Raw genomic sequence first — 26,071 nt, forward strand, 5'->3', positions numbered from 1 at the left:
TCCGCGCCCAGCTTCCCAGATACCACCCATCTTTTAGACGCCAAACGAAAGGTCACGAGGCCCACTATGATGATGGGGAAATTCTTCAGCCAGACGATCATCATCTAGGTAACGCCACATGTACAGGTCCTCCGAACCTTCCAAAATGGCATGAAAGAGGTTCTGGACCTCTTCGCTCAACCTATACCCCTGGACATCTACTGTTCCGCCCTCAGTTCGTCTCATTACTGGGAGCAGGGGAGCGGTGGCAGTAGGGGAAATCAATCTTTCGTCCTGTAGGGCGTCGATAGTGCGCTCCAGATCGGTCCGAACCTGTCCGAAATGTGAGAACCCGAGTTCGGAAGCCATCTGCTGGTCCACGACCTCACCCGTTGTGGCAAGTCGAGTGAGTACTGTGGCTAATGGTGATCGAGCAACTGTAAGGGCATCCAAGAGGTTCTCGGCTGATGCCACATCCCACCCGGAACTTTGCCGGATCCAGTGATATGCACTAATAATACTGTGAACTGGTTGTGCAGCTTCGTTCAAGCGGCGAGCATCAGCTAGAGATTCATCGCTCACTTCCACAGACATGTTGTTGCGCGCCAGCTCAAGAACGCCTGCGGGAGATCGAAGGAAGAACCTACGTCCAGTCTTCGCTAGCATTTCCTGAACCAGTTCAGGACGAGGACCGCTTAACTCATCATCTTTTCGACGGACCCAGTCCTCCTTTAAATCCCGAGTGACAAAGAGAACATCGCTATCCCTGTTTGAAGCCTCAGTCATGATTTGCTGCCAAATTAGGTAGTCGCCAGCAGCTTTAGGGTCGCTTTTATGCCTGTCCTTATATCCTGGCGGTTCCTTGGCTTCAATTCGCCTGAGGGCTTCCTCGACACAGATTGCAAGCTCTGCATCAGTCGGAGGCGCCCCAATTTTTCCTTGGAGCAGCCTTTCCAACTCTCGCAGGACCGGGTCTTCGTTAGTATCCTTCAGCCAATCCTTGTATGTGCCGTCTGATCTGGCAGATATCTGCTCTCGTGCCTCTTCAAAACCGCTCTGAATATACGACGAGACTTCGTCTCTTATGTAGTCCGGTTGAGCACTGAGCTTGGCCCAAGAATTGATTGACTGCACAGCGGTAGCTTCAGCTTTGTCGAGGCTGGTCACGACTCCTTTGGCACCTTGAGGGTCACCCAGGACTTCTTCGCGGTTGTTCCAGAATTCATGCAAGACCTGGTGGGGAATCCAAAGTCGGTGCCCGAAGGCACGGAAGGTGGCGAGCAATGAGAGCCGCCCGCTATCGTTGTATCGATATAGGTCTAGCAGGACGTTCGCGTCCACTACTATGAGACCGTGCAAAAGCGCACTCACATAATCTACATGGGTTGGGGTCCGTTGCCCCTCGAAGCCCTTGAAGACATCGGGGCGGTCTGCCTCAGCAGGAAGGGAGTCTGGCGCATTTCCAACTGGTGACATTCTTGAAGTCAAACCGATTTCCTTACGGGCAGTTTCTATTCGTGAATTTGAGGATTCGTGTCAGGCTCTGGCAGCACGGGCGACGAGCGCACTCTGGGCTACTAGCCGAATCAACTCAACATCTGATTGCAAAGAGTGCGTTTCAGCACTCGACGGTAGAAGGACATCCTGGCCTTTGTCGCCCATGTCCTGTTTGGAGTGAACGATCCGGCATCGGATAGTATAAATACGATCAGCTACTTGGTCGCGAATGTCAATCTGGTTGCCGACAAGTTGTAAGAACCCAACACCCTTAATTGCTTGGTGTTTTTTTGAGCAAAAGTGATCAGCATATTCTTCCGATGATTCAACAAAATCACGTATGCGCACCTCGGTCATGCATGCACGAATGGTTGCTCTTAGTTGTTCTCGCTCGGCCATACCGCTTCGCCCAGCTGATGCAGCCAAGTTTATTAGTCGATTCAAGGTGTTATCGTTTCTCGCATCGAAACCCGGATGAAGCAGCTCACTTCGCACAGACTGAACTGTTTGCTCCTTTGCAAAGAAAGGGAAGAAATACTCCAGCGATTGATAATAGGCCAAATACTCGAGTAGCGGGAGACCCGCGGCCGACCGACCATACTGGTAAAGCTCGAGTGCCTGCGCGGCGTACGCGTTGCGCGGAAATCTGGGAGGATGGCTTGGCCGCTCATATTGGCGCCTTCGATTCTGTCGGCGCCTCTTAGCCAGCTGCACAGGCGCTCCATAAACGACGTCAAGGTCGAAAAGCAGTGCGGCTGCATAGCGCTCCAGTGCATCACAACCCTCGTCATGGCTGGTCGTCGTGACACCATCAATTTTGATCGTGACCCCTCTTTCGAGAAGCGTCTGAAACTCAGACGACGCTGGTGAAATCTCTATTGAGACTCCGTCTTGTTCGATAGAAAGGCGCCAATTTTCCGCCGAGGAGCGGCGTGGGTCTCCTCCATCATCAAATGCCTCTATATCCAACTCTGAGTCACCTTCAGTAATGACCTCGACGCCAGGCAATTGTGAGAATATGCGTCCAGCGTTGACACGTCCGGCGACACTTGTTCCGGTCACCAGAGCTTCGATACGTCCTGAGGTCCTGTGAAGTGTAGCCACGTAGTCGCCGAGCACTATGTACTGCTCGAATTCGATAGCAAGGAAATCTTCCACATCACGTGGAAAGACTACGATCTGCCGTGTATGCCTTCCGTTCGGTAGCTGCATCCGAACATAGCGCGACCGACTAGGACTTTTGTTGTCGAGCGTTCTAACCTCGCTGGCGATTTTCGCTGCTTCGGCTCGCTGGACCAATATGTCAACTGCGGTTGGTTCGTCCAGTTTCGCGGCGTCTGCGTCGTAAATATTTGTCACATCCTGGAGCTTATCTGAAGAAAGCCAGCTTGCGGATTGTTCCACTTATTGATCTCCCACAACCAGCCGCATGCAGCACTTCACTGCATAAATTGGGATGACTTGGTGCCCTCAGGCGAGTTAACGGTCACCTGGCTGCTGCGCCCTGGATTGTCAACCACTGCCGCCGGCCGTTTTGGCAGTTCTCCTGGCGCCCCGGTGGAGGAACTTCCTGCCTGACACACCCCTTGACGTGACCCACCCCACAAGGCACACTAGATCGTATACGATTTCGTACTTGATTCAGGAGTGAGATGTCTACGAGCAGCACCGTCACACCGGAGACCCTGGCTAACGCCGGCAAGGTCATCGCCGTCCACATCAACTACCCCAGCCGGGCAGCAGAACGCGGACGCACCCCGGAACAGCCGTCCTACTTCCTGAAGCCCAGCTCCTCACTCGCCCTCACCGGCGGCACAGTGGAGCGCCCAGCCGGCTGCGAACTGCTCGGCTTCGAAGGCGAAATCGCGCTGATCATCGGCAAGACCGCCCGCCGCGTCTCCGTCGAAGACGCCTGGAGCTACGTCGGCGGCGCCACCGCCAGCAACGACCTCGGCGTGTACGACCTGCGCTGGGCAGACAAAGGCTCCAACCTCCGCTCCAAGGGCGGCGACGGCTTCACCCCCGTGGGCCCGGCCATCCTCGACGCCGCTTCCGTGGACCCCGCCGCCCTGCGCGTGCGCACCTGGGTCAACGGCGAACTCGCGCAGGATGACACCACCGGCGACCTGCTCTTCCCCTTCGCGCAGCTAGTCGCTGACCTCTCTCAGCTGCTCACCCTCGAACCCGGGGATATGATCCTCACCGGTACCCCCGCCGGCGCCTCCGTGGCCGTCCCGGGCGACGTCGTCGAAATCGAGGTGGACTCCCCCTCCACAGGCCTCACTACCGGGAAGCTCACCACCACCGTCACCGAAGGCACGACGCCGCTGGCCGCCTTCGGCGCGCAGGCCAAGATCGATGACAAGCAGCGCGAAGAAGCCTGGGGCTCCGCCGAGAAGGCAGGCATCGCACCCAAGCAGCCCGCCCTCACCCCCGAGCTCAAGGCCAAGCTGGAATCCGTGGCCACCGCCACGCTCAGCTCGCAGATGCGTGCCCGCGGCCTGAACAACGTCTCCATCGACGGCCTCACCGGCACCAAGACCGGCCGCAAGGTGGTCGGCACAGCCCGCACCCTGCGCTTCGTCCCCAATCGCGAGGACCTCTTCAAGTCCCACGGCGGCGGCTACAACGCGCAGAAACGCGCCATCGACACGGTCCGCGACGGCGAAATCCTGGTCATGGAAGCCCGCGGCGAAAAGGGCACCGGCACCCTGGGCGACATCCTCGCCCTGCGCGCCAAGCACAACGGCGCCGCAGCCATCATCACCGACGGCGGCGTCCGCGACTACTCCACCGTGGCCGGCATCGACCTGCCCGTGTACTGCGCCAACCCGCACCCCGCCGTGCTCGGCCGCCGGCACGTCCCCTGGGACACCGACCTCACCATCGCCTGCGGCGGCGCCACCGTGCAGCCCGGGGACATCATCGTGGCCGACGACGACGGCATCCTGGTCATCCCGCCGGCCATCGCCGCGGAACTCGTGGAGGCCTGCATCAAGCAAGAACACCAGGAAGAGTTCATCGCCGAGATGGTCAAGGCCGGGCACGGCGTCGACGGCCTCTACCCGATGAACGCCGCCTGGAAGGAAAAGTACGAGGCCTGGGCGGCGGAACAGGCGTGAGCCCTTCTCTGCCCAGCAACACAGCCAGCACCAGCAAGGCCGAACAGGCCTACCAGGCCGTCCAGTCCAAAATCGCCTCCGGTGAATACGGACCGGGCTACCGCCTGGTGCTCGGCCGGATCGCCAACGATCTGGGCTGCTCCGCCGTCCCGGTGCGCGAGGCGATCCGGCGGCTGGAGGCCGAGGGCCTGGTCCGGTTCGAGCGGAACGTCGGCGCCACCGTCACCGGCATCGACCCCACCGAGTACCTCTACACCATGCAGACCCTGAGCCTGGTGGAAGGCTACGCGACGGCGCTGTCCGCACCGCTCGTCACGCCCGAGGACCTGGCGAAGGCGAAGGCCATCAACGCAGAAATGCGCGGCTGCCTGGAGCACTTCGACCCGGTCCGCTTCACCGCCCTGAACCGGGACTTCCACTCCGCCCTGTTCACCAACTGCCCCAATCCACACATCCTGGACCTGGTCCACCGCGGCTGGAACCGGCTGGGCGCCCTGCGCTCCTCCACCTTCAGCTACGTTCCCGGCCGGGCCCAGGACTCCGTCGCTGAGCACGATGAGCTGCTGCGGCTCATCGAGGCAAAGGCCGACGACGGCACCATCGAGGCCGCGGCCCGCGCCCACCGCATCGCGACCCTCGACGCCTACCTGAAACACAACGCCGCTTCCCCCGAACCCGAGACCGCAACACAGACCACCCTCACCAAGACCACAGCATCAAAGGAGACGCCCCATGGCTGAGCACTACGTTCCGGAAAACCTGCCCACACACATCCAGCACTTCATCAACGGTGAGTTCGTCGACTCGATCAACGGCGCCACCTTCGACGTGCTGGATCCGGTAACCAACCAGAACTACGCCACCGCCGCCGCCGGCCAGAAGGAGGACATCGACGCCGCCGTCGCTGCCGCCCGCGAAGCCTTCGCCAACGGACCGTGGCCCAAGATGAAGCCGCGCGAACGCGCCCGCATCCTGAACAAGATCGCCGACGCCGTCGAGGCCCAGGAAGCCCGCCTGGCCGAGATGGAAACCTTCGACACCGGCCTGCCGATCACCCAGGCCAAGGGCCAGGCCCTGCGCGCCGCGGAGAACTTCCGCTTCTTCGCGGACCTGATCGTTGCCCAGTTCGACGACGCGATGAAGGTCCCCGGCAGCCAGATCAACTACGTGAACCGCAAGCCGATCGGCGTCGCCGGTCTGATCACGCCGTGGAACACGCCGTTTATGCTCGAGTCCTGGAAGCTCGCCCCGGCGCTGGCCACCGGCAACACCGTGGTGCTCAAGCCGGCCGAGTTCACCCCGCTCTCCGCCTCTCTGTGGGCGGACATCTTCACCGAAGCCGGCGTGCCGGCCGGTGTGTTCAACCTGGTCAACGGCCTGGGCGAGGAAGCCGGCGACGCGCTGGTGAAGCACCCGGACGTTCCGCTGATCTCCTTCACCGGCGAAACCACCACCGGCCAGACCATCTTCCGCAACGCGGCGGAGAACCTGAAGGGCCTGTCCATGGAGCTCGGCGGCAAGAGCCCGTGCGTGATCTTCGCGGACGCGGACCTCGACGCCGCAATCGACTCCGCCCTGTTCGGCGTCTTCTCCCTCAACGGCGAGCGCTGCACTGCCGGCTCCCGCATCCTGGTCGAGCGCCCGGTGTACGACGAGTTCTGCGAGCGCTACGCCGCCCGCGCCAAGAACATCGTGGTCGGTGACCCGCACGATCCGAAGACCCAGGTGGGCGCGCTGGTGCACCCCGAGCACTACAACAAGGTGGCGTCCTACGTGGAGATCGGCAAGACCGAAGGCCGCCTGCTGGCCGGCGGCGGCCGTCCCGAAGGCCTGGAAGAGGGCAACTACATTGCCCCCACCGTCTTCGCCGATGTGAAGCCGGACGCGCGGATCTTCCAGGAGGAGATCTTCGGCCCCGTCGTCGCGATCACCCCGTTCGATACCGATGAGGAAGCCCTGGAGCTGGCCAACAACACCAAGTACGGCCTGGCCGCCTACATCTGGACCGCCGACCTGACCCGCGCGCACAACTTCGCGCAGGACACCGAGGCCGGCATGGTGTGGCTGAACAGCCACAACGTCCGCGACCTGCGCACCCCGTTCGGCGGCGTGAAGGCCTCCGGCCTGGGCCACGAAGGCGGCTACCGCTCGATCGACTTCTACACCGACCAGCAGACCGTCCACATCAGCCTCGGCACCGTCCACACCCCCAAGTTCGGCGCCTAACCAGCCCACAGACGCTTAATCAGCCACAGACAGGACCCGGTCAGAGCAGACCGGCCCCGTAAGGAGAAACCATGAACGCCAACCCCAACCCCAACCCGATCCCCACGCCGTCCATCGCTCCGCCGGACATCGTCCGCTGCGCCTACATGGAACTGGTGGTCACCGACCTGGCCAAGTCCCGCGAGTTCTACGTGGACGTCCTGGGCCTGCATGTCACCGAAGAGGATGAGAACGCGATCTACCTGCGTTCCCTGGAGGAGTTCATCCACCACAACCTGGTGCTGCGCAAGGGACCTGTCGCCGCCGTCGCCTCCTTTGCCTACCGCGTGCGCACCCCGGAAGACGTGGACGTCGCCGAGGCGTACTACAAGGAACTGGGCTGCCGCACCGAGCGCCGGGCCGAAGGCTTCACCAAGGGTGTGGGTGACTCCGTCCGCGTGGAGGATCCGCTGGGCTTCCCGTACGAGTTCTTCTACGCAGTTGATCACGTGGAACGCCTGACCCAGCGCTACGACCTGTACTCCGCCGGCGAGCTGGTCCGCTTGGACCACTTCAACCAGGTCACCCCCGACGTTCCGCGCGGCCGCGGCTACCTGGAGGACCTGGGCTTCCGCGTCTCCGAGGACATCAAGGACTCCGACGGCGTCACCTACGCCGCCTGGATGCACCGCAAGGACACCGTGCATGACACCGCCCTCACCGGCGGCGACGGCCCGCGCATGCACCACGTTGCGTTCGCAACGCACGAGAAGCACAACATCATCCAGATCTGCGACAAGATGGGCGCCCTGCGCATCTCCGACCGGATCGAGCGCGGCCCCGGCCGCCACGGCGTCTCCAACGCGTTCTACCTGTACATCCTGGATCCGGATGACCACCGCATCGAGATCTACACGCAGGACTACTACACCGGCGACCCGGACAACCCCACCGTCACCTGGGACGTGCATGACAACCAGCGCCGCGACTGGTGGGGCAACCCCGTGGTCCCGTCCTGGTACACCGAGGCCTCTCTGGTCCTGGACCTGGACGGCAACCCGCAGCAGGTGGTGGCCCGCACCGACTCCTCCGAAATGGAAGTGACCATCGGCGCGGACGGCTTCTCCTACACCCGTGGCGACGAGACCGACTTCAAGGTCGGCTCGCAGCTGTAGGGATTAACTGAAGTACAACGGCGGGAGGGACAGCGGCTGGATTTCCGGCTGCCGTCCCTCCCGTTTCGTTTCGATCTCAGAGGGCTCTGGGCGACGTTCTTCAGAATGATCTGACTTTTCGACAGCTTGCCCTTACTTCCCTTTTTTCTTCGGCCCCGTTCTGAGAGATACCGCTTGAGTAATACTCAGCAACTCATTCAATAAATTCGCATTTATGACGTGAAATTTATGCCAGCCGCCGCGGTAAAACCTCTTTTGCAGAGAAGCTTTTCGAACCTCAAGCTTGAGGCGGAAAACCTCCCTGGATAAGTTATCGAGTCTTGATTCTAGTAATAGCTCCTTCACCGCCGCCTCGCGCTCTGCTGGCACGGCAGTAAAAGCCAGGACGACGGAGGCAGCACCAATAACACCATAAAGCTGGTTTCTAAGAGAACCGATTAAGGCCTGCGCCACGTCATCGCTCAGCTCCAACAACATATCAGCCGTCATGACGCACAAAACAAAAATTGGAAGTACCCATTGGAATATACGTGCAGTACGAAGGGCTGCCCTGCAATAGCGCCTAGTGAGCGGTAGTCCATACTGACGGACCTTATTTACAAACTTACGCACATTCCAGGCAATCGCAAGGGTCGAAATAACGTAGGCCGTCAATGTTACCCACAAAATAAACATTCGACTTGGATCCTGGAGCCCATTCTCGGGACTAGATTGGTTGACGAGCAAGCCGAGCGGCAAAACCAGCGGCCATAGATAATTGCGCGCTAACGGAGGCCTCCTACCAGTCAGATCTCGCGATTTACACCAGAGAACAAAACTAAGTATTCCACCTGACGCAAACACCAAGCTAAGAAACCACCAGGTGTCTATGTTTTCAAGGAACCATGCACTCGCTAGACAGAGACCTGAGCCGATCGTAACGAATCTGACGATGTACGCAAGTACTCGTCGAGATTTCACTCGTCCGTCTATTCCATCTAGCTGCTCTTTGCTTTTCAGTTGACGTTTATTTGTCCAACTATCAAAAAGGCTCATCCACTCTCATTCTTGACCGAAGTTAGCTCAGGACCATGTTCACTTTAACTTTTCGTTAGCAGCTTACCCGGGAGTAACCATGAGCGTGGAAACATTGTGCTAGAGGTGACGGTTCAAGAAATCGCTTCGTAGCTCTAAGGATGCGTCGGAACGCACACGGGACGGGACCGGCTGCTGCCGGTCCCGTCCCGTCTGGATGGAATTACATGGCCTCCCGGACCACTGCGGAATCCGGGATCTGTTCGAACGCAACCACCTTTCCGGCGTCCAGCCGCCACAGATGCGCGACCCTGGCGGTGAAGTCCCGGCCGGTAACCCGGTTCACCCCGGAGTACGTGCCCACGCCGATGACGGTGTTGCCGGCGTCGAGGACCTCGTCAATCGAGACGGACCAGTCGGCCCACGTCTCGGGCAGCTTCTTGAACACCTGCTCGATCACCGCGTCCGGCCCGGTGAAGGTGCCTGCCAGCGGAAAACCCGCAGCCTCCGTCCACCGGATATCCGGGGCGAAGTCCGCAACCATACCGGCGAGGTCGCCGCGGTCCGACGCCGCATAGTGGGCATCGATAACATCCTTGTTCCTGCTCATGGCCTGTCTCCCTTCCTGGAGTTCCCTAGATCGGCTGCACATCGGGGTACCGGACCGAGCCCAGCGGGTAAATGTGCCCGCCGGCGCGTGAATGCTCGGATTGGCCCTGGCCGTTCAGGCCCAGGAAGATGCCGGTGGTCCGCAGGTCATAGCCCAGGTCATGCACCCAGACGCTGGCGACCGCAATCTTGAATTCGCGGAAACAGAATAGGTACAGGCCGTCCTCGAACTTCCACACCGTGGACAGGTCCACGTCCCCGTGGCCCCGCTGCACCCCCTGCAGGCACTGCCAGGCGTACCGCTCCGAGGACAGGTACACGTGTTCGTAGAGGTGGTACGGGCTGTACCGGTACACATTGCGCTGGCCGATGAGATCCCGCGACGGCCCAGGCACGTCTCCCGCCGCGTCAGCGCCCGTGGTGCCGGCCCAGAAGGTCTGCCGGACCTGCGGAACGCCCTCGGTTGCCTCGCCCTGGATCTGTGACCGGACCGCCATGGCGCGGTGCGAGGTGGTCGAGTACACCACCGTCAGCGCCTCGCCGTCGGCAAATCCGCAGAGCAGGTTCACGAAGTGGACATCGTCCCGGACCGCGACGGCGTCATACCGGTCCTCCACAAACCCGCCGGTATCGAGGTCCCCGCTGGCGTTCCAGCGGACCGACTCCCCGTCGAGGAACTCCAGGAACAGCTCCGGCCCGCCCTCCAGCGCGACGGTCACCGTGGTTCCGCCCAGGTCCAGCGGCGGCAGCCGGTAAGTGTCGATTCCGGCGGCGAATTCGTCGTAGCTGCGCCACTGATCAGCGGGCGCAGCGGTGAGTCGATCAGTAGAGACCTTGGGCATGGGCTTGCCTTTCGTTTGAAACGGGAATCGAGGTTGGATCCAGGAGGACTTTGAGCACGTTCCCTTCCCGGGCTTCGATCACCCGGAAGGCTTCCGCGGCGTCTTCCAGGGGAAAGCTGTGGCTGATCAGGTCGGCGAAGGGAAACCCGCCCCGGCTGAGCAGTTCCACCGACGGTTCGTACCCGCCGGCTGAAAGGAACGAGGGAAGGATGTCTATCTCCCGGGTCAGCAGCTCCTCGTCGGCGAGGAACGTGACCGGGGCATTACTCCCGCAGGCGCCGGCCAGCACCACCCGGCCGCCCCGGCGGACCAGAGAAACCGCCAGCTGCTGGGCCGCGGGCACTCCGGCGATCTCAATAACGACGTCGGCCAGCCCGCCAAAGTGGCTCTGCACTGCCGCTGCTGGATCCTCCAGCCGGGAGTTCACCGCCGCGGAGGCGCCAAAGGCTATCGCGTGGCGGAGCCTTTCATCGCGGGTTCCGATCAGCATCACGCTGGCACCGGCGGCCCGCGCCGCGGCCGTCGCGAGCAGTCCGACGGGCCCCGGGCCGATCACAACCACCCGGTTTCCGGGCTCCACCCTGCCCCGGGCCAGGCAGCGGTAGGCGACAGCCAGGGGCTCCACCAGGGCCGCGATGTCCCAGTCCAGGTCCTTGGGCAGGACGTGGATAATGGCTTCTCCCGGCGCCATCAGGTACTCCGAGTAACCGCCCCACAACCCCGGCAGCACGGTCTGCGGAATGTTGACGCCCAGCTGCCGGCCGCCGGGCTTTCCGGGCCCCGGATCGTCCTGCTCGCAAAGGTTGTACCGTCCCTCCCGGCACCTTTCACACGTCCGGCAGGGAACCAGCATCTCCACCGCAACCCGGTCCCCGACGGCGAGCGGGCGCGTCCGGGCCGCGTTCTCGCCCAGCGCTGCGACTTCACCGACGAATTCGTGCCCCGGAACCAGGGGAAACGGATCCCCGATGTGCCCGGCCAGCAGGTGGAGGTCCGTTGCGCACACCCCGACCCGGTGGATACGGACAAGCACCTCGTCCTTCCCGGGCGGCGGCAGCTCCGTCTTGACGAGTTCCATCTCCCCCGGACGGGGAAAAACTACTTGGCGGCTGGCCGCAGGCAGAGAATGTTGGGTCATGCCCCCATCATTGGCGAACGGCAGCTTAACGTATTGATTTAGCCAGCACAGGAGTTGTCTGTCCGTGCAGTGACCGGCCGCCGCTGGTCCGGGGCGTTCCGGAAGCGCTGGGCAGCCCCGGGGAACGCCCCAGCGCGGTGTGCCGCTCTTCGCTCGGCGAGATGCTGAACCGTGCCTTATAGACCCGGCTGAAATGGGCGGAGTCGAGGAATCCCCAGCGCGAAGAAATCTCGGTCACCGACTCGTGGCTGAACAGCGGATCCCGCAAATCACGGCGGCAGTTTTCCAGGCGGCGGGCACGGATCCAAGCCGAAACCGTTGTTCCCTGTTCGTGGAAAATACCGTGCAAATGCCGGATGGAAATAAAATGCGCCGCGGCAATCTCCGCCGGACAAAGATCCGGAGAGGATAAATTGCCCTTGATGTAGGTCCGGATCTTTTCGAGCAGCACGTCCCGGGGGTTCACGGTGTCAGCGGACAGGTCCAGCTCGCTGCTCATCATGGCCGTAATTAGATCCAGGGCACTGTAGGAAAGCCGGCTGGCTGCAGCGTCGCCCAGCTGGTCCATGCTGTTGGCCAGCTGGATCAGGAAGGGGCTGATCAATGCGCCCGCTGCGGAGTCGCCGGACAGGCGGACGGCGGTCAACCGGCGCACCATGGATTCCGGGAGCCCCAGCAGTTTCTTGGGAAACCGCAGGACCACCAGCCGGACCTCCTCACGGTGCGAGAGATGGTACGGCCGGCTCGTGTCATAGACCGCGATGTCTCCGGGTTGCAGAATCGCTTCCCGGGAGTCCTGGGAGACCGCCTGCTCACCGGAGAGCAGCAGGCTGACCTTGTAGCTGTTGATGTCCCCCTGCGCGATCAGCGCCTGGGTCCGTTCGACGTTATGGCCGGCGGCGCAGATCTCGGAAACGCTTATCTCACCCAGGGAGCGGGTTTTGATCTGCCCGCCGAAAGTAAGGTGATGCGGGGAACGGACTTTGAGGGGAACAAAGGACCTGAGAATCGAATCCTGGAATTCAGCGAGATTGCTGGATGTTATCTTTGTCGCAGATTTCATTTTCTCCATGCCTAAAGCCGCCACAGAAAACCACCTCCGAAAGAGTGAAGAACCACAACGTCGTCGTCCCGGTTCAAGTCCCAGACCATACCAGAGCACCTCCCGGGGGTCATGGGGTGTCCACGCCCGGTCAGCGCAGCCGGTAGGCCTGCTCCAGCAGCCTGGGTTCGGCGAGCAGATCGGCGGACTGTGCTTCCAGGACCACCCGCCCCTGGGCCAGCGCAAAGGCCTCGGTGGACAACCCCAGCGCAACCTGCGTGAACTGCTCGATCAACAGCACTCCCACCCCGTCCTCGGCGATCCTGCGCAGGGTGGGAATCAGCCGCCGGACCACAATGGGGGCCAGGCCCAGGGACATTTCGTCGATGACCAGGAACCGCGGCTGATGGACCAGTGCCTGCGCGATGGCAAGCATCTGCTGCTGCCCGCCGGAGAGGGACCCTGCCATGCGTGAGCCCAATGGGCTGAGCTCCTCGAACAGGCTGTGGACCCGGTCCAGCCCCTCCCGGCGCCCGGCGGCCGGGGACAGCAGCGAGGCCACCCGCAGGTTGTCAGCGACCGTGAGGTCCTTCAGCACCCGGTGCCCCTCCGGCACCGTGGCCAGGCCGGCGGCCCGGATCTCCGCGGGGCTCCTGCCGGTGATGTCCTTTCCGGCCAGGACCACGCTTCCCGCCGCCGGCCGGAGCACGCCGGCGAGCGCCAGCACCAGGGTGGACTTCCCGGCGCCGTTCGGCCCCAGCAGGGACGTGATCACTCCCGGCTGGGCGGTGATGTCCACGCCGTGGACCACCTGGCGCCCACCGCGTTTGATCGTCAGGCCCGAGATGACCAGGGCATCGGGACTGCTCATGCGGCCTCCTCCGGTTCCACATCAGCTGTGCCAAGGTAGGCACGTTTCACTTCGGCTGATGCCAGCACCTCCAGGGTCGGCCCAAGGGCGATGCGTTTGCCGAAGTCCAGGACGGCAGTGGTTGAGCACACGGTGGAGACCAGGTCCATGTCGTGGTCAACCAGGACCACCAGGGCACCGAACTCTTCGGGGATCCGGGCGATCAGGTCCGTCAGGTACTGGGTCTCGGCAACGTCCAGCCCGGCGGCCGGTTCGTCCAGGACCACGATCCGGGGCGAGCCGCAGACGGCCTTGGCCATTTCCACCAGCCTCCGTTCCATCATGGTCAGTTCAGACCCCGGCCGGGCCAATCCGGTGAGACCGGTAAACCGGATGGCTTTCTCCACCGACTCCCGGTCGCTGCCGGTGTGCTCGGATGCAACCAGGATGTTCTCCCACCCGCTGAGGGTGTGAATCACCTGTTCCTGCTGGAAGGTCCGCCGGAGGCCCCATTTGGCCCGTTTATAGGCGGAGAGTCCGAGCAGGTCGACGCCGCCGGCCCGCACGCGGCCGCTGACCGGTGCCGCAAAGCCGGACAGGACGTTGAAGAACGTCGTTTTGCCGGCTCCGTTGGGTCCGATCAGGCCGCAGACACCGGAGACGAACTCCAGCGAGACATCGTTCAGCGGCTTGACCCCGCCGAACTGGACGGTAAGGCCCTCCACGATCAGCTGATTGTCCGTGTTCATTCGGCGTGGCCCTTCCTGACGCGTTCCGTAGCGCTAGCGTTTTCCGGAGTGCTGGCTTTTCCGGGGGTGCCGCCGGTTTCCCGTGCGGCGGTGGTTTCCAGTGCGGCCTGCGCGGACGGCAGCGGTTCCGGCGGTCCGGCCGCGGGCTCAGCAGGCTCAGCAGGCTCAGCAGACTCGGCGGGGGACGCTGGCTCCGCCGGGGACGCCGGCTCCGGCCCCGGTTTTCGGCGAAGCCGCCGCGCCATGCCCTCGAGCTGGCCGGCGATACCCTTTGGCGCCGTCGCAATGGTCTGGATCATTCCCAGCCCCAGCAGCACGAAGATCAGGTTCCCGTTGAGCCCGAAGCTGTCCAGCAGCGGCGGGACTCCCTGGAAGAACAGTCCGGCGATCACGGCGCCGGAGAGGCTGAACGCTCCCCCGATCAGCACTGTCGCGAACAACAGGATGGACTGCGAGGCCTTGAACGAAATGGGATCCAGGAAACCTGTGGTCCCCGCCAGCAGTCCACCCGCGAGCCCGGTGACGAACGACGCCAGGGCGAGCGCCCACAACCGGTAGCCGACGGTGTTCACCCCGGCGGCCAGGGCACCTGCCTCACTCTGCCGCAGCGCAGCCCACGCACGGCCCGGCCTCCCGCGAAGGTGCCAGGCGAGAAGCGCAAAGCAGAGGACCGCGGCCACCACCACGTAACGGAAGTAGGCGGCGTCGTCGCCCCCGAGCACCGGCCGCGGCAGCGGCTGCTGCAGCACACCTCCCTCTGCACGGCCCCGGAAACCGGTTCCGCCATTGGGAAAGCCCAGGTAGGTGAAAACGATTTCAAAGGCCCCGGCCAGCATCAGCGTGACAATTGCCAGGTTCAGGCCGGAGAGCCGCAGCGCCGGAAGTCCCACGAGCACACCGATGACGGCGGTCCCCACAGCTGCCAGGAGAAGCAGCACCTCGAAGGGCAGGGACGTGGCATGCCCAATCCGCAGGGTGAGCCACCCTCCGACGCCCACCAGAGAGATCTGGCCCAGGGAAACCAGGCCAAGACGGCCATAGAGCAGCGCAACGCCGGCGGCCACGATGGCGTAGATCGCCACCGACGTCAGTACCCGGGTCCAGTAGGCTCCGGCCAGGGACGGACCCGCGATCAGTACGGCTCCGATGATGACCACCAGCGCGGCGTTCCTCCCGGTCAGCAGTTTTGCTGCCCCGGGGCTCAGCTGTTCACGGCTCATGCCGTCACCTCGATCTTGACCACTTTTTTGCGCTGCAGGTAAAGGATGACGATGGTGGCCACCACGAACGGTGTCGCGTTGCTGAACGACGCCGTGGCCGGGTAGGCGGACGCGACCGCCTGCATCACCCCTACGATCAGCCCGCCGGCCAGGGTTCCGGCCAGGGAATGGAACCTGCCGATCACCACTGCGGCCAGGATCGGGATGATCAGGAAGGTCAGGAACCCCGGTTCCAGCCGGGTCTGGCTGGCCAGCAGGATGCCGGAGAGCCCAGCAAGGGCACCCGAAACGGTCCAGGCCTGGAGCTCCACCCGGCGGACCGGCACCCCGAGCATCGCCGCGAGCTCACGGTCGCTGGCCAGTGCCCGCATTGACGCGCCGGTGGAGCTGGCCCGCAGGAACAGCGAGGTGCCGATCACCACAGCCAGTGCCAGGCCCAGGCAGACCAGCTGCGTCAGCGTCACCCGGGTATCAAAGACGGTGAAGCCCACGGTGTCTGTTGGGAGGCGGAGTGTCCGGGCCTTGTCATTCCAGAGGAACAGCATCGTTCCCAGAATGACCAGGGCCAGCCCCAGCGTCGATGTTGCCTTCACGACTGTTGGCACGGAAGCGATGTAGGGGCCGGCCAGCCAGCCGAAGGCCAGCGAAAGCAGCGTCGCGCAGAGCACCCCGATGAGGTATGCCAGGACGGGCTGCAGCCGCATCTCCACCAGCTGCCAGGCCACCATCGCGGAGATCGCACCCAGAGCCCCGTAGCCCAGATTGAGGACCCCGGTGGTGCGGTACAGGACCAGCATTCCCACCCCGCAGAGGGCAAAGAGCGCACCCGTGACAAGCCCGGCGACGATAAACGGAAGAATCATCTCAGTGGCCCATCTCCCCGGTAACCTGGCAGCCGGCTGCTAGTCAGCAAGCCCCAGCGCCTTTTCCTGCTCAAGGATCGGGGCCAGGGCCGGATCGTTGATTTCAATGCACTCGGAGAGCTTCTCGAACTTGCCGTCCTGGATGATCGCCATCCGTGAGGCGTGATTGGCGTTGTGGGCGTCCCCCTCGCCGAAGTACCAGGGGGCGCACAGCAGGTCGGAGGAGTAGTTGGTGACGCCGACCATTGCTTCGGAGACGGTTTCACGGTTGATCTGCTCCACATCCAGCTCCAGCAGGGCGTCCGTGAAGATCTTCGCGGCCAGGAAGCCCGCCTGGCTGAAACTGTCGCGGATGGCATCCGGGGCGTAGGCGTCCAGGACTGAGCGCCACAGTTCGTTGTCCTCGCCGTCGGCGTCCACAAACTGGAGCTCGGAGTTCACGATGAAACCGTCCCAGTAGCTGCCGATCTGCTCGCCGAACTGGGCGTCGTAGCAGGAGGCGGTGCAGGTCCACATCATGTCCCCACGGGCGTCCTGCTGTTCAGCGGCCGAAAGGATAGACGCGGCAATCGGAGCCGGATCGGCGATGTTGAGGGACGTGGCGCCGGAGGCCTTCAGTTTTTGGATCAAGGGGAGCCAGTTGCTTTCGGCCGGGTCGCTGAGTTCTTCGCCGACAATTTCGATGCCGTTGGCAGCCGCATAGTCGTTGATGCCGGCAGCAACCCAGTCACCGTTGCCCTGGGTGTTCAGGCCCACGGTGAAGAAGCGGTCGGCATACCCTTCGCCTTCCAGATACTGCAGGGAGGCGATCGCGCTGAGCCGGGGGCCGGTGTTAATCGGCGCGATGTTGGAGGACTCGAAGCAGGCCTGGGGCACGCCCACCCCGGTGATGGAGTAGAGGCCCGCCTTCACGTACTCGGCGTTGGCGACGTCGCAGCCCACGAACGTGGCATCGCCGACCAGGCCAACAATGTCCGGGTTGGCCGCAAAGCCGGAGGCAATCTGGGCCGTTTTCCCGGGATCGAGGGCATCGTCCTCGAACTTGTAGTCGATGGGACGGCCGTTGATCCCGCCGTTCTCATTCACACAGTCGAAGTAGGCGGCCGCTGCCACCGGCGAGGAGGAGAAATCGACGCCGCCGGACGCCGTCGCGACGGCCCGCACCACAATCGGTTCGCCGGAGGCAGCTTCGCCGTTGGCCATACCGCACTGCAGTTCTGTCTTCTCGGTGCCGCCCTGAGCGTTACTGGCGCCTTCCTCCTCCGGCACGCAGGCGCTCACACTGAAGGCCAGCGCAAGCGCGGAACAGGCGGCGAGTGAAACCCGGATCCATTGTGATGCCATGTCGTACCCCTCTGTACTGTTGCACTGGTGCCGGCGGTTCATCCCCAGGTGCGTCCGTGCCCGGCCGGCCGAGTGGACTCTAAGACCAAGGATGGCCGCGGGCCCGGACTTCCACTTGTGCGCGAGTGAAAGCAACTTGTCTTTAGGCGCACAATCGGACTTCCCGGTGCAGGCCAAGTAAGCTTTTTGAACTATCACCCCGGGAATCCGGCCCGGCAATTTCCCGCGTTGGCCGGTCCCGCCCCAAGGAGGAACTGTGACGCTGGTCGACAACGCGGTGTACGTGGACGGTCAGCGCCTGCACAGCCCCCAGACGCTCGAGGAGACCTTCGAGCTCACCCGCGAGACCGGCGGCATGGCCTGGATCGGGCTGTACCGCCCGGACAGCGTGGAGCTGCTGGCCGTGGCCGAAGAATTCGGCCTGAACCTGCTGAGCGTTGAAGACGCCCTCGCCCTCCACCAGCGCTCCAAGCTGGAGCAGTATGGTGACCAGCTCTTCGTGGTGCTCCGCCCGGCCCGCTACCTTGACGACGTCGAACGCGTGGAACTTGGTGAGCTGCACCTGTTTGTGGGACCGAACTTCGTGGTGACGGTGCGGCACGCGGAATCCCCGGACCTGGCCCGGGTCCGCAAGCGGATGGAACAGGATGAGGCGCTGCTGGCCCTCGGCCCGCACGCTGTGCTCTACGCGATCCTGGACCAGGTGGTGGACGAATATGCTCCGGTGGCCATCGGCCTGGAGAACGACATCGATGAGATCGAGGATGAGCTGTTCGGCGGAGATGCTGAAGTCTCCCGCCGCATCTACGAACTCTCCCGCGAGGTGATCGCCTGCCAGCGGGCCATCACCCCGCTGGAATCCGTGGTGGGCGAGCTGCAGCGCAACCCCGGCGGCTACGGCATGCCGGATGAGCTGCGAGACAACCTCGGCGACGTGCTGGACCACGTCCTGCGGCTCACCGACCGGATCTCCTCCTACCGTGCCCTGCTGGACAACGCCCTGCAGCTGAGCTCCACCCTGGCGTCCAACCGGCTGGCGGAAACCTCCGTGGCGCAGAATGAGCAGACCAAGAAAATCTCCGCCTGGGCCGCCATCCTTTTTGCGCCTACCCTTGTGGGCACGGTGTACGGAATGAACTTCGAGAACATGCCCGAGCTCAACTGGGAGCTCGGCTACCCCATGGCTCTCGGCCTCATGGTCGTGCTGGGCATCATGCTTTACGCCGCATTCAAGCGGAACAACTGGCTCTAGGAGGCCCCGATATGCGTCCCCGTTACCTCATCCTCGCCCTGGCCCTTGCACTGGGGCTTTCCGCCTGCGCCACCGACGCCGGCTCCGGCTCCACCGGCTCGGAATCGCCGTCGTCCAAGCCCTCCTCCGAAGCGCCCGCTGCTTCCGCCGAGGGCGTGGAAGGCACCTGGGGAAACCCGGACAACATGCGCGAACCGTCCCTGAACCTCGGTTCCGACGGCCGGATCAGCGGAACGGACGGCTGCAACCGCCTGATGGGCAGCTGGACGTTCGAGGACGGCACGGTTCACTTCTCCGAAATGGGCATGACCATGATGGCCTGCCCCGACGTCGACCAGTGGCTCGGCGGCGCCGTCACCGCCGTGCCGGAAGCGGACACACTCCGGATTTACGACGGCGCGGGTAAGGAAATCGGTACCCTCACCCGCTAGCGCCCTCCCTGAGCGGCAGCGCCCCGGGCTGCTCCCGAGCGGCCGCGCCGCCGGTTCGGCGGTCGGCAGCTCAGGCGGCGCTGATGACCCGGTTTCGGCCCGCAAACAGGCCCGTCACCGCGAGGACCGCCATGATGGCTGCCGCTGCCAGCAGCGGCAGCGTCCAGTCCCCGCTCAGCTCCCGCAGACCGCCGAACATCACCGGGCCCATCGCGCCCAGGGTGTAGCCGACAGACTGTGCCATGCCGGAGAGCGACGCTGCCTGGGGGTAGTTCACGCTCCGCAGGCTGAACAGGGACAGGGCGATCACAATGAGGCTGCCGCATCCTATGGAGCCGAGCAGGACCCACAGCAGCGTCAGGTCCGGCGCTATAGCCAGTCCGAGGAACGTCACCACCATCAGCGCACCGCTGACGAAGGAAATGAGCCGCTGATCCGTTCCCCGGTGCAGCAGACTTCCGGCGGCGAGGCTGGCGAAGACGTTGACCAGGAGGAAAACGGACAGGTGGATGCCGGCTGTGGTGGCGGAAACCCCGTGATCCTGCTCGATGGTGGGCAGCCAGGCCATCAGGACGTAAAACGCGACCGACTGCAGCCCCATAAAGAGCGTCACCTGCCAGCCCAAGGCCGATCCCCACGGCGACCGGTAGGCTTCCTCCGCTTCTGCGGGTGCCTGCCGGGTGCCGGCGCCGGACGGCCCGCGGCGCAGCCAGGGCAGCAGGACGGCCATCGCGATGAGCGCGACACCCACCCAGATCCCGAGGGCCAGCCGCCATCCCGCCGGGGACGTCTGGGCCACCGGAACAACGACGGCGGCACCGAGCGCGGCGACCCCGGCCTGCACCGCGGTGTACTTGCCCGTAATCTGGCTGACCTTGAGGGGAAAGTCCCGCTTTACCAGCGATGGCACCAGAACGTTGAGGAAGGCGATGGCCAGCCCGATCATTGCGGTGCCGGCCCAGATGAACCCGGGCACCGGCAGGGAGCGGAGCACGATGCCTGCGGCGAGGATGAGCAGGGACACCCACATGGTCCGGTCGAGTCCGAGCCGGGCGGCCGCACCGGGGGCCATCGGTGAGAAGACCGCAAAGGCGATCAGCGGAAGGCCGGTCAGGAACCCGGCTGCGGTGGTGCTCAGGTCCAGGTCGGCGCTGATGTTTGACAGCACCGGGCCAACACTGACGAACGATCCCCGAAGGTTGGCAGCAATAAGCAGGACGCCGATGAAGGCGAACCCGAACCGTGCAGTGCGTTCCTGCCGTTGTACTTGCCGGGAGGTACCGAGCATCGTTGCGTCCTTCCATCCATCGGAAAAGCCCGCCCCCTGAACCACCGCTGGCGTCAGCGCAGGCTAAACGTCCATGTCTATCATGTTGCTTCGCTTGAATCCGGCAGGGCGGTGGCCGCAGCCAGCCACCGCGGCCAACACCCGGCCGGGACCTTGCCGCAGACAGAAGACCGGCCCCTTGACGCTCCAAGGGGCCGGTCTTCTGTTCTTTACTGCGTATTCACTGTGAGGTTTTTACCGGGGGGGGCAGAAAGCGGACCGGTTAGCCAGCCTTCGGAGCCCGGTGGGACTCCTCGACGCCAAGATCGGCGCCCTTGGTTTCCTTGACCATGGTCACTGCCACGAAGGAGATGACGCAGAGAACCATGATGTAGATGCCGATCGAGCCGGACCAGCCGGTCGCGTTCAGCAGCATCTCGGCAATCATGGGCGCAAATGCGCCGCCCAGGATGGCACCGAGCGCGTAGCCGATGGAGACGCCGGAGTAGCGGACGCGGGCCGGGAACATCTCGGCGTACAGGGCGGACTGCGGGCCGTAGGACAGGCCCAGGCCGATGGTCAGCACGAAAATCGAGAGGCCGAACAGGAAGATGTTGGCGGTGTCGATCAGCAGGAACATCGGGATGGCCCACAGGAACACCCAGGCGTAGCCAATCTGGAAGGTGCGCACACGGCCGATCTTGTCGGAGAGCATACCGCCGTACATGGTGAAGATCAGCCAGCCGAAGGAGCCTACGGTGGTGGCCAGCAGCACGGCAGGACGCTCCATGCCCAGGGCCTTGCCTGCGTAGGAGGCGAAGAACGCGATGACCAGGTAGCCGGCAGCGTTGTTGGCGATGAAGATCAGCGCGGCGAGGATGACTTCGCGGGAGTTGTACTTGAAGAGCTGGCCCAGCGGTGCGGAGGATTCCTTCTTGCGCTGCTGCATCTCCTTGAAGACCGGGCTCTCATCGACTGAGCGGCGGATGAAGTAGCCCACGAAGATCAGGACCACGGAGAAGAGGAACGGAATGCGCCAGCCCCACTCCAGGAAGGCCTCTTCGCTGAGGGTGCTGGAGATGACGAACATGACGAACGTCGCCAGGATCATGCCGACGGGAACGCCGATCTGCGGGTAGGCACCGAAGAAGCCGCGCTTGTTCACGGGTGCGTGCTCAACGGAGAGCAGGGCAGCACCGCCCCATTCGCCACCGGCGGAGAAGCCCTGCAGGATACGCAGGACAAGCAGCAGGATCGGTGCTGCGACGCCGATCTGCGCGTAGGTCGGGAGCACACCGATCAGGGCCGTGGCGGCACCCATCATGATCAGGGTGAAGACGAGCATCTGCTTGCGGCCGAGCTTGTCGCCCAGGTGGCCGGCCACGATGGCGCCCAGCGGACGGAACAGGAAGCTGATGCCGATGGAGGCGAAGGAGACAATCTGCGCCAGGGCAGTGCCCTCACCTACCGGTGCGAAGTAGAGGGTGGCCAGGACAAAGCCGGCAGCCTGGGCGTAGATGAAGAAGTCGTACCACTCAATGGTGGTACCAACCAGGGTGCCCGCAAGTACCTTGCGTTCCTCCCGGCTCATCCGCTGGGACGGCTCAGCAGACGCGCTTTTTGTAGTCATTGAAACTCCGTTGTTTAAGGCCTGGACAGTATTAACTGAAAGAACGGTCGGTAACCAGTCGCCCAAAGATACCGTTAACTGTGATGGGCGACACAGCTTTTTCTTTTTATGACAAAACCCGGCCCGCGAACGATCCGCGGACCGGGTTTTGTCCGGTTAGTGCCTAGTCTTCGCGGGTCAGGAATTCACGCACGCGGGCCCGGGCGGGCTCGGCGTCGTAGCTCTTGACCAGGGCGCCGGCCATGCGGACCGGATCACCGAAGAAGAAGTACTCGTAGAGCGACTGGCGGCCGGAGAACCCGGAGATCGAGGCGTCGTAGGCCAGCTTGAACAGGCGCACACGCTCGGGGCCGGTGAGGGTTTTGCCCTGCAGGTACTTCTCGATGTCGCCGCGGGCATCCGAGTTCACGTCAGCCTCACCCGGCAGAGCCATCAGCCCGGAGGCGGAGAACTTGCGGATGATCTGCGGGAAGCGCTGCGCGATCTTCGGGTACCAGTTGCGGGCGGCGTTCAGCGTGTCCCACTTCGGCAGGTAAACGCCTTCGTCGTTCAGTTCGCCGTCCACCTCGGCGGCGCGGATGAGCGCCTTGCCGATTTCGACGTCGACAATCAGTTCCGCAATATCCTCCTGGATGTGCTGGAAGCCGTCGATGCCGATCGATGCGGCCAGCTCCGAGGCGAGGCCCAGGAAGAAGGTGCTCTTGGCGATGGTGCGGGTGACCACCTGGTGGGTCATCAGGTGGCCGGCACCGGTCTCGGCGTACCAGGCGTTGCAGAGTTCCGGGTGGCCGAGCATGAAGATGCGCTCGTTCGGCACGAAGCAGTCTTCGAAGACCACGACGGCGTCCATCTCTTCGAAGCGGCTGGCCAGCGGCTCGTCGTGCGTGCTGCCGCCGTTGTGCAGCGAGGTGCGGCAGAGGTAGCGCATGCCGGGGGCGTCGTTGGGCAGCGCGAAGGCGAAGGAGTACGGAGCGTCTTCCGGGGTGCCGCGGAGCACGGTGGAGGGGAAGACCAGGATCTCGTCGGCGATCGGGGCGATCGTGGCGAGCATGCGGGCACCGTTGATGACAATGCCGTCTTCGCGCTCTTCGGTGATGCGCGCAGCCAGCTGGCCGCCGAGCTGCTCGGAGCCGGAGACGGAACGGTTGACCTGCGGCGGGATCAGGGTGTGGGTAGCGAGGAGGTCCTGCTCGCGGGCCTTCTCGTAGTACGCCTCGATGCGCTCACCGAAAACCGGATCAGCCTTGGAGAAGAACTTCTTGGCGGTGGCCAGGGCGGTCAGCGAGGAGTTCATGTAGTCGCCGGAGCGGCCCAGGAAACCGTTGGAGTATTCGGCCCAGCAGGAGATGGCGTCGCGGCGCTTTTCCAGGTCTTCCAGGCTGCGCGGCACCATAAAGGAGGAGTTCACCAGGTCACCCGTGGACGGGGAGGTGTAGGTCAGCCGGTCCTGGTAGGCCGGATCATGCTGCATGTCGAAGAGCTTGGCGTAGGTCCGCGCGTTGTTGCGGAAGGCCGGGTGCTCGGCAATGTTCTCGGTGACGACTTCGCCGTCGATCACAACGTGGGGACGCATGGCGTTGATTGCGTCGAGGTACTGCTGTCCGGTGCGGATGCCCATGGGCTTTCTCCAGTTCTGTTTGTAGCTTCTGCGCTGAGGCTGTTTTGGTGATTTACGGCAGGTGGTGCTGGTGGTCCGGGACCGACGGACTGCTTAGAGCAGCTCTTCGATGCCGAGCTGGCTTTCCGGAATGGTGGTGAAGGTGCTGTTGGCGAAGCACAGTGCGTCGCCGCTGCGGTAGTTGAAGTCTGCGACTTCGCCGAGATACAGGGTGTGGTCGCCGCCGTCGTACGCAGCCCAGGGCTTGCACTCGAAATAGGCAAGGACGTTGCTCAGCCGGGGCGCGACTTCGCCCTCGATCCAGGTGGGCTCGAAGCCCGGGCGTCCGGCGAAGTGCATGGCCAGGGCCTGCTGCTCAGCGCCGAGGATGTTCACGGTGAAGGGGCGGTCCGCGAGCTCGTCATGGGCCTTGGTGGTGCGGGCGATGCTCACCAGCACCAGCGGCGGATCCATGGAAACCGAGGTGAAGGAGTTGACGGTCAGGCCGTGGCGCTTGGAGACGCCGTCGAACGTCACAATGGCGACGCCGGTGGCGAAGCGGCCCAGGCTGCCGCGGAAGTGGTGCTCGCGGGGCCGCAGGACGGCAGGCGGGTAGTTGGGCACGCGCTCCGGCGTGCTGTCTTTCGGGCTGGCAATCATTGGCAATCCTTTGGACCTTGGCGGCCAACCGGCCGCAAGTTCGATAATCGAACATGTGTTTCGTATAGAGAACTAATGGAACCATAATTGAATGTGATGCGGCGCACAAGCCCAGGTGACTGGCATCGCTTTGTGACAGCCTCGGGCCTTGTGCCGGGGCTGGCTGTTTCGATACGTTCACCCCATCGACATCGGGGCGCAGTGCCGGCACGGCGGTCAGCCAAGGAAGGGATCATGGGCAAAGTCGCCTGGGGATTCACCTGTTCGCTCGATGGTTTCCTGGCGGGGCCGGGCCACGACATGAGCTGGTTCTCTGCCGCTGAGCCCCTGCCGGAGGGGATGACGGAGCGTCTGGCCGGCGAGGTCGCAGTGATTATCGCCGGCCGGGACGGATACGACGCCGCGAAGGCCCAGCGGGGCGAGCGGGACGAAACGACCTCCGAGGCATACGGCGGCGCCTGGTCAGGGACCGAATTCATCCTCACCCACCGCCCGGAAGAGCTTGCCGGCGACGATTCCATCACCGCACTGAACTGCGGCATCGTGGAGGCTATCCGCCGCGCCCGGGAAATCGCCGGCGACAGAGACGTGCAGATCATCAGCGCCGACATTGCCCGGCAGGCCCTGGAACACGACCTGATTGATGAGCTTCAGGTGTTCGTGGCTCCGGTCTTCCTGGGTGACGGCATCCGTATCTTCGACGTTCCCGGCGGGCGGCGCTACGACTGGGAGCTCGTCGAGATCCACGAGGGTGCCGAACGCAGCTTCGGCCGGACATACCACCCCAGGCGGGCTTCGCCGTCGTGAAGTGGGGCCTGGTTTCGTTGGATGCGCTGGCGGGTTGGGGTGCGTTGCCTGCGGGGCACGTGGGGCGTGGGGTTTAGCCGAACGCCCTAGCGGGTCGCGGGGCGTGGGGTTTAGCCGAACGCCCTAGCGGGTCGCGAAATGGACCCAGACGCCGATGATCCAAGCGGTTCCCGCGGCGAGGGCGAGCGCCAGTTCCACCAGCAGCCCCAGTCCGGTTGCCTTGAGGGCCGCCCAGGAGGAGGACGCTGCTGCGGAGAGGCTGCGCTGGCGGGCGAACTCGCTGATCAGCAGGCCGCCGGCGAATCCGACGATCAGCCCGACAACCGGAATCACGAACATTCCGACAATCCCGGCGATGAGCCCGATCAGCACCGACCGGTTGGGGATCTGCCGCTGCTTCAACCGGCGCCCGGTGAGGACGGCACTGGCGGACATGCCGGTCACGGCAAACAGCGCCCCGAAGGCGAAGGACCACCAGCCGGCGCCGCTGCTGACCCCGATCGCCCAGCCCAGGAAGGTGAGCAGGATCAGAATGCTCCCCGGCAGCACCGGCACCACAATGCCCGCCACTCCCACTGCAATCAGCAGGCCGGCTATGACGGTAATAAAAAGGTCGGTGTCCATGCAGGACAGTCTTTCATCTGCTGGTTCGGGGATAGCTTTCCGGGGCCATGCGCCTCCGGATCACCGTCTCCGGACCAGCCCGCGACACGGGTGCCCACTGTTCGTTACTGGTGTGACGCGTGTGGTCCCACCAGTAACGGGAGGCTACAAAGAC

General features: G+C 63.6%; 24 protein-coding genes. 7 read left to right on the top strand and 17 right to left on the bottom strand.

Annotated elements, in window-relative coordinates:
* Positions 1-33: 33 nt before the first annotated feature.
* On the bottom strand, positions 34-1,455 hold the full coding sequence (locus ArtHe_RS13765) for a PIN domain-containing protein (RefSeq protein WP_248319808.1): 1,422 nt from the start codon (positions 1,453-1,455) through the stop codon (positions 34-36).
* Positions 1,456-1,515: 60 nt separating this feature from the next.
* Positions 1,516-2,880, bottom strand: coding sequence for a hypothetical protein (locus tag ArtHe_RS13770; RefSeq protein WP_248317473.1), 1,365 nt, complete (start codon positions 2,878-2,880; stop codon positions 1,516-1,518).
* Positions 2,881-3,128: 248 nt separating this feature from the next.
* On the opposite strand from ArtHe_RS13770, the gene ArtHe_RS13775 reads away from it, so the two are divergent.
* From ArtHe_RS13775 to hpaD, 4 genes are all read left to right on the top strand, one after another.
* Entirely contained in the window at positions 3,129-4,598 is a 1,470-nt protein-coding gene (locus ArtHe_RS13775; protein WP_248317474.1) for a fumarylacetoacetate hydrolase family protein, read from the top strand.
* Positions 4,595-5,338 carry a GntR family transcriptional regulator gene (locus ArtHe_RS13780; protein ID WP_248317475.1) on the top strand — a complete coding sequence of 248 codons (744 nt, stop codon included), beginning with the start codon at positions 4,595-4,597 and terminating at the stop codon, positions 5,336-5,338. Before ArtHe_RS13775 ends, ArtHe_RS13780 begins: the two co-directional genes overlap by 4 nt.
* Entirely contained in the window at positions 5,331-6,824 is a 1,494-nt protein-coding gene (gene hpaE, locus ArtHe_RS13785; RefSeq protein WP_248317476.1) for a 5-carboxymethyl-2-hydroxymuconate semialdehyde dehydrogenase, read from the top strand. Before ArtHe_RS13780 ends, hpaE begins: the two co-directional genes overlap by 8 nt.
* A 71-nt stretch (positions 6,825-6,895) precedes the next feature.
* Positions 6,896-7,978 carry a 3,4-dihydroxyphenylacetate 2,3-dioxygenase gene (hpaD, locus tag ArtHe_RS13790; protein ID WP_248317477.1) on the top strand — a complete coding sequence of 361 codons (1,083 nt, stop codon included), beginning with the start codon at positions 6,896-6,898 and terminating at the stop codon, positions 7,976-7,978.
* 132 nt (positions 7,979-8,110) lie between these two features.
* Here hpaD and ArtHe_RS13795 read toward each other — a convergent pair whose 3' ends face one another.
* The 10 genes from ArtHe_RS13795 to ArtHe_RS13840 form a co-directional block, all read right to left on the bottom strand.
* Positions 8,111-9,013, bottom strand: coding sequence for a hypothetical protein (locus ArtHe_RS13795; RefSeq protein ID WP_248317478.1), 903 nt, complete (start codon positions 9,011-9,013; stop codon positions 8,111-8,113).
* A 202-nt stretch (positions 9,014-9,215) separates the two neighbouring features.
* Positions 9,216-9,602: a nuclear transport factor 2 family protein gene (locus ArtHe_RS13800; protein ID WP_066302268.1), complete on the bottom strand. Its 387-nt coding sequence runs from the start codon at positions 9,600-9,602 to the stop codon at positions 9,216-9,218.
* Between the two features lie 25 nt (positions 9,603-9,627).
* Positions 9,628-10,443: a MoaF C-terminal domain-containing protein gene (locus tag ArtHe_RS13805; RefSeq protein ID WP_248317479.1), complete on the bottom strand. Its 816-nt coding sequence runs from the start codon at positions 10,441-10,443 to the stop codon at positions 9,628-9,630.
* Positions 10,424-11,581, bottom strand: a complete 1,158-nt coding sequence (locus tag ArtHe_RS13810) for an alcohol dehydrogenase catalytic domain-containing protein (RefSeq protein WP_248317480.1) — start codon at positions 11,579-11,581, stop codon at positions 10,424-10,426. The genes ArtHe_RS13805 and ArtHe_RS13810 overlap by 20 nt, the downstream gene beginning before the upstream one ends.
* Before the next feature lie 25 nt (positions 11,582-11,606).
* Positions 11,607-12,644, bottom strand: a complete 1,038-nt coding sequence (locus tag ArtHe_RS13815; protein WP_248317481.1) for a helix-turn-helix domain-containing protein — start codon at positions 12,642-12,644, stop codon at positions 11,607-11,609.
* A gap of 130 nt (positions 12,645-12,774) precedes the next feature.
* A complete protein-coding gene (locus ArtHe_RS13820) occupies positions 12,775-13,494 on the bottom strand; it encodes an ATP-binding cassette domain-containing protein (protein ID WP_248317482.1) in 720 nt (239 codons plus the stop codon).
* Complete coding sequence (locus tag ArtHe_RS13825; protein ID WP_066302261.1) at positions 13,491-14,222, bottom strand: ATP-binding cassette domain-containing protein; 732 nt, start codon at positions 14,220-14,222, stop codon at positions 13,491-13,493. The genes ArtHe_RS13820 and ArtHe_RS13825 overlap by 4 nt, the downstream gene beginning before the upstream one ends.
* Positions 14,219-15,442 (bottom strand): branched-chain amino acid ABC transporter permease, encoded by a 1,224-nt coding sequence (locus ArtHe_RS13830; protein ID WP_248317483.1) that lies wholly within the window; start codon positions 15,440-15,442, stop codon positions 14,219-14,221. Before ArtHe_RS13830 ends, ArtHe_RS13825 begins: the two co-directional genes overlap by 4 nt.
* Positions 15,439-16,305, bottom strand: coding sequence for a branched-chain amino acid ABC transporter permease (locus ArtHe_RS13835; protein WP_248317484.1), 867 nt, complete (start codon positions 16,303-16,305; stop codon positions 15,439-15,441). Before ArtHe_RS13835 ends, ArtHe_RS13830 begins: the two co-directional genes overlap by 4 nt.
* A gap of 39 nt (positions 16,306-16,344) precedes the next feature.
* Complete coding sequence (locus tag ArtHe_RS13840) at positions 16,345-17,649, bottom strand: ABC transporter substrate-binding protein (RefSeq protein WP_248317485.1); 1,305 nt, start codon at positions 17,647-17,649, stop codon at positions 16,345-16,347.
* A 256-nt stretch (positions 17,650-17,905) separates the two neighbouring features.
* Between ArtHe_RS13840 and corA the strand changes: the two genes are divergently transcribed.
* Together corA and ArtHe_RS13850 are read left to right on the top strand one after the other, a co-directional pair.
* Positions 17,906-18,901 carry a magnesium/cobalt transporter CorA gene (gene corA / locus ArtHe_RS13845; protein ID WP_066302252.1) on the top strand — a complete coding sequence of 332 codons (996 nt, stop codon included), beginning with the start codon at positions 17,906-17,908 and terminating at the stop codon, positions 18,899-18,901.
* An 11-nt stretch (positions 18,902-18,912) separates the two neighbouring features.
* Complete coding sequence (locus tag ArtHe_RS13850; protein WP_248317486.1) at positions 18,913-19,332, top strand: META domain-containing protein; 420 nt, start codon at positions 18,913-18,915, stop codon at positions 19,330-19,332.
* Positions 19,333-19,402: 70 nt separating this feature from the next.
* Here ArtHe_RS13850 and ArtHe_RS13855 read toward each other — a convergent pair whose 3' ends face one another.
* The 4 genes from ArtHe_RS13855 to ArtHe_RS13870 form a co-directional block, all read right to left on the bottom strand.
* The gene (locus ArtHe_RS13855; RefSeq protein ID WP_248317487.1) at positions 19,403-20,620 is read right to left on the bottom strand and encodes an MFS transporter; all 1,218 of its coding nucleotides are present in this window, start codon (positions 20,618-20,620) and stop codon (positions 19,403-19,405) included.
* A gap of 262 nt (positions 20,621-20,882) precedes the next feature.
* A complete protein-coding gene (locus ArtHe_RS13860) occupies positions 20,883-22,229 on the bottom strand; it encodes an MFS transporter (RefSeq protein ID WP_248317488.1) in 1,347 nt (448 codons plus the stop codon).
* A gap of 163 nt (positions 22,230-22,392) precedes the next feature.
* The gene (hpaB, locus tag ArtHe_RS13865) at positions 22,393-23,847 is read right to left on the bottom strand and encodes a 4-hydroxyphenylacetate 3-monooxygenase, oxygenase component (protein WP_248317489.1); all 1,455 of its coding nucleotides are present in this window, start codon (positions 23,845-23,847) and stop codon (positions 22,393-22,395) included.
* Between the two features lie 93 nt (positions 23,848-23,940).
* Complete coding sequence (locus ArtHe_RS13870; protein WP_248317490.1) at positions 23,941-24,486, bottom strand: flavin reductase family protein; 546 nt, start codon at positions 24,484-24,486, stop codon at positions 23,941-23,943.
* Positions 24,487-24,720: 234 nt separating this feature from the next.
* Here ArtHe_RS13870 and ArtHe_RS13875 point away from each other — a divergent pair, with 234 nt between their 5' ends.
* Positions 24,721-25,293 (top strand): dihydrofolate reductase family protein, encoded by a 573-nt coding sequence (locus ArtHe_RS13875; RefSeq protein ID WP_248317491.1) that lies wholly within the window; start codon positions 24,721-24,723, stop codon positions 25,291-25,293.
* A 123-nt stretch (positions 25,294-25,416) separates the two neighbouring features.
* On the opposite strand, the gene ArtHe_RS13880 is transcribed toward ArtHe_RS13875, so the two are convergent.
* Positions 25,417-25,917 (bottom strand): DUF456 domain-containing protein, encoded by a 501-nt coding sequence (locus ArtHe_RS13880; protein ID WP_066302244.1) that lies wholly within the window; start codon positions 25,915-25,917, stop codon positions 25,417-25,419.
* Positions 25,918-26,071 lie beyond the last annotated feature (154 nt).

The sequence above is a fragment of the Arthrobacter sp. Helios genome (assembly GCF_023167125.1).
GTDB classification, from domain to species: Bacteria; Actinomycetota; Actinomycetes; order Actinomycetales; family Micrococcaceae; genus Arthrobacter_B; species Arthrobacter_B luteolus.

Coding starts and splice junctions, on each gene's coding strand:
- ArtHe_RS13765 (WP_248319808.1), bottom strand. CDS start 1,455: ATGTCACCAGTTGGAAATGCGCCAGACTCCCTTCCTGCTGAGGCAGAC.
- ArtHe_RS13775 (WP_248317474.1), top strand. CDS start 3,129: ATGTCTACGAGCAGCACCGTCACACCGGAGACCCTGGCTAACGCCGGC.
- hpaE (WP_248317476.1), top strand. CDS start 5,331: ATGGCTGAGCACTACGTTCCGGAAAACCTGCCCACACACATCCAGCAC.
- hpaD (WP_248317477.1), top strand. CDS start 6,896: ATGAACGCCAACCCCAACCCCAACCCGATCCCCACGCCGTCCATCGCT.
- ArtHe_RS13795 (WP_248317478.1), bottom strand. CDS start 9,013: ATGAGCCTTTTTGATAGTTGGACAAATAAACGTCAACTGAAAAGCAAA.
- ArtHe_RS13800 (WP_066302268.1), bottom strand. CDS start 9,602: ATGAGCAGGAACAAGGATGTTATCGATGCCCACTATGCGGCGTCGGAC.
- ArtHe_RS13805 (WP_248317479.1), bottom strand. CDS start 10,443: ATGCCCAAGGTCTCTACTGATCGACTCACCGCTGCGCCCGCTGATCAG.
- ArtHe_RS13810 (WP_248317480.1), bottom strand. CDS start 11,581: ATGACCCAACATTCTCTGCCTGCGGCCAGCCGCCAAGTAGTTTTTCCC.
- ArtHe_RS13815 (WP_248317481.1), bottom strand. CDS start 12,644: ATGAAATCTGCGACAAAGATAACATCCAGCAATCTCGCTGAATTCCAG.
- ArtHe_RS13820 (WP_248317482.1), bottom strand. CDS start 13,494: ATGAGCAGTCCCGATGCCCTGGTCATCTCGGGCCTGACGATCAAACGC.
- ArtHe_RS13825 (WP_066302261.1), bottom strand. CDS start 14,222: ATGAACACGGACAATCAGCTGATCGTGGAGGGCCTTACCGTCCAGTTC.
- ArtHe_RS13830 (WP_248317483.1), bottom strand. CDS start 15,442: ATGAGCCGTGAACAGCTGAGCCCCGGGGCAGCAAAACTGCTGACCGGG.
- ArtHe_RS13835 (WP_248317484.1), bottom strand. CDS start 16,305: ATGATTCTTCCGTTTATCGTCGCCGGGCTTGTCACGGGTGCGCTCTTT.
- ArtHe_RS13840 (WP_248317485.1), bottom strand. CDS start 17,649: ATGGCATCACAATGGATCCGGGTTTCACTCGCCGCCTGTTCCGCGCTT.
- ArtHe_RS13850 (WP_248317486.1), top strand. CDS start 18,913: ATGCGTCCCCGTTACCTCATCCTCGCCCTGGCCCTTGCACTGGGGCTT.
- ArtHe_RS13855 (WP_248317487.1), bottom strand. CDS start 20,620: ATGCTCGGTACCTCCCGGCAAGTACAACGGCAGGAACGCACTGCACGG.
- ArtHe_RS13860 (WP_248317488.1), bottom strand. CDS start 22,229: ATGACTACAAAAAGCGCGTCTGCTGAGCCGTCCCAGCGGATGAGCCGG.
- hpaB (WP_248317489.1), bottom strand. CDS start 23,847: ATGGGCATCCGCACCGGACAGCAGTACCTCGACGCAATCAACGCCATG.
- ArtHe_RS13870 (WP_248317490.1), bottom strand. CDS start 24,486: ATGATTGCCAGCCCGAAAGACAGCACGCCGGAGCGCGTGCCCAACTAC.
- ArtHe_RS13875 (WP_248317491.1), top strand. CDS start 24,721: ATGGGCAAAGTCGCCTGGGGATTCACCTGTTCGCTCGATGGTTTCCTG.
- ArtHe_RS13880 (WP_066302244.1), bottom strand. CDS start 25,917: ATGGACACCGACCTTTTTATTACCGTCATAGCCGGCCTGCTGATTGCA.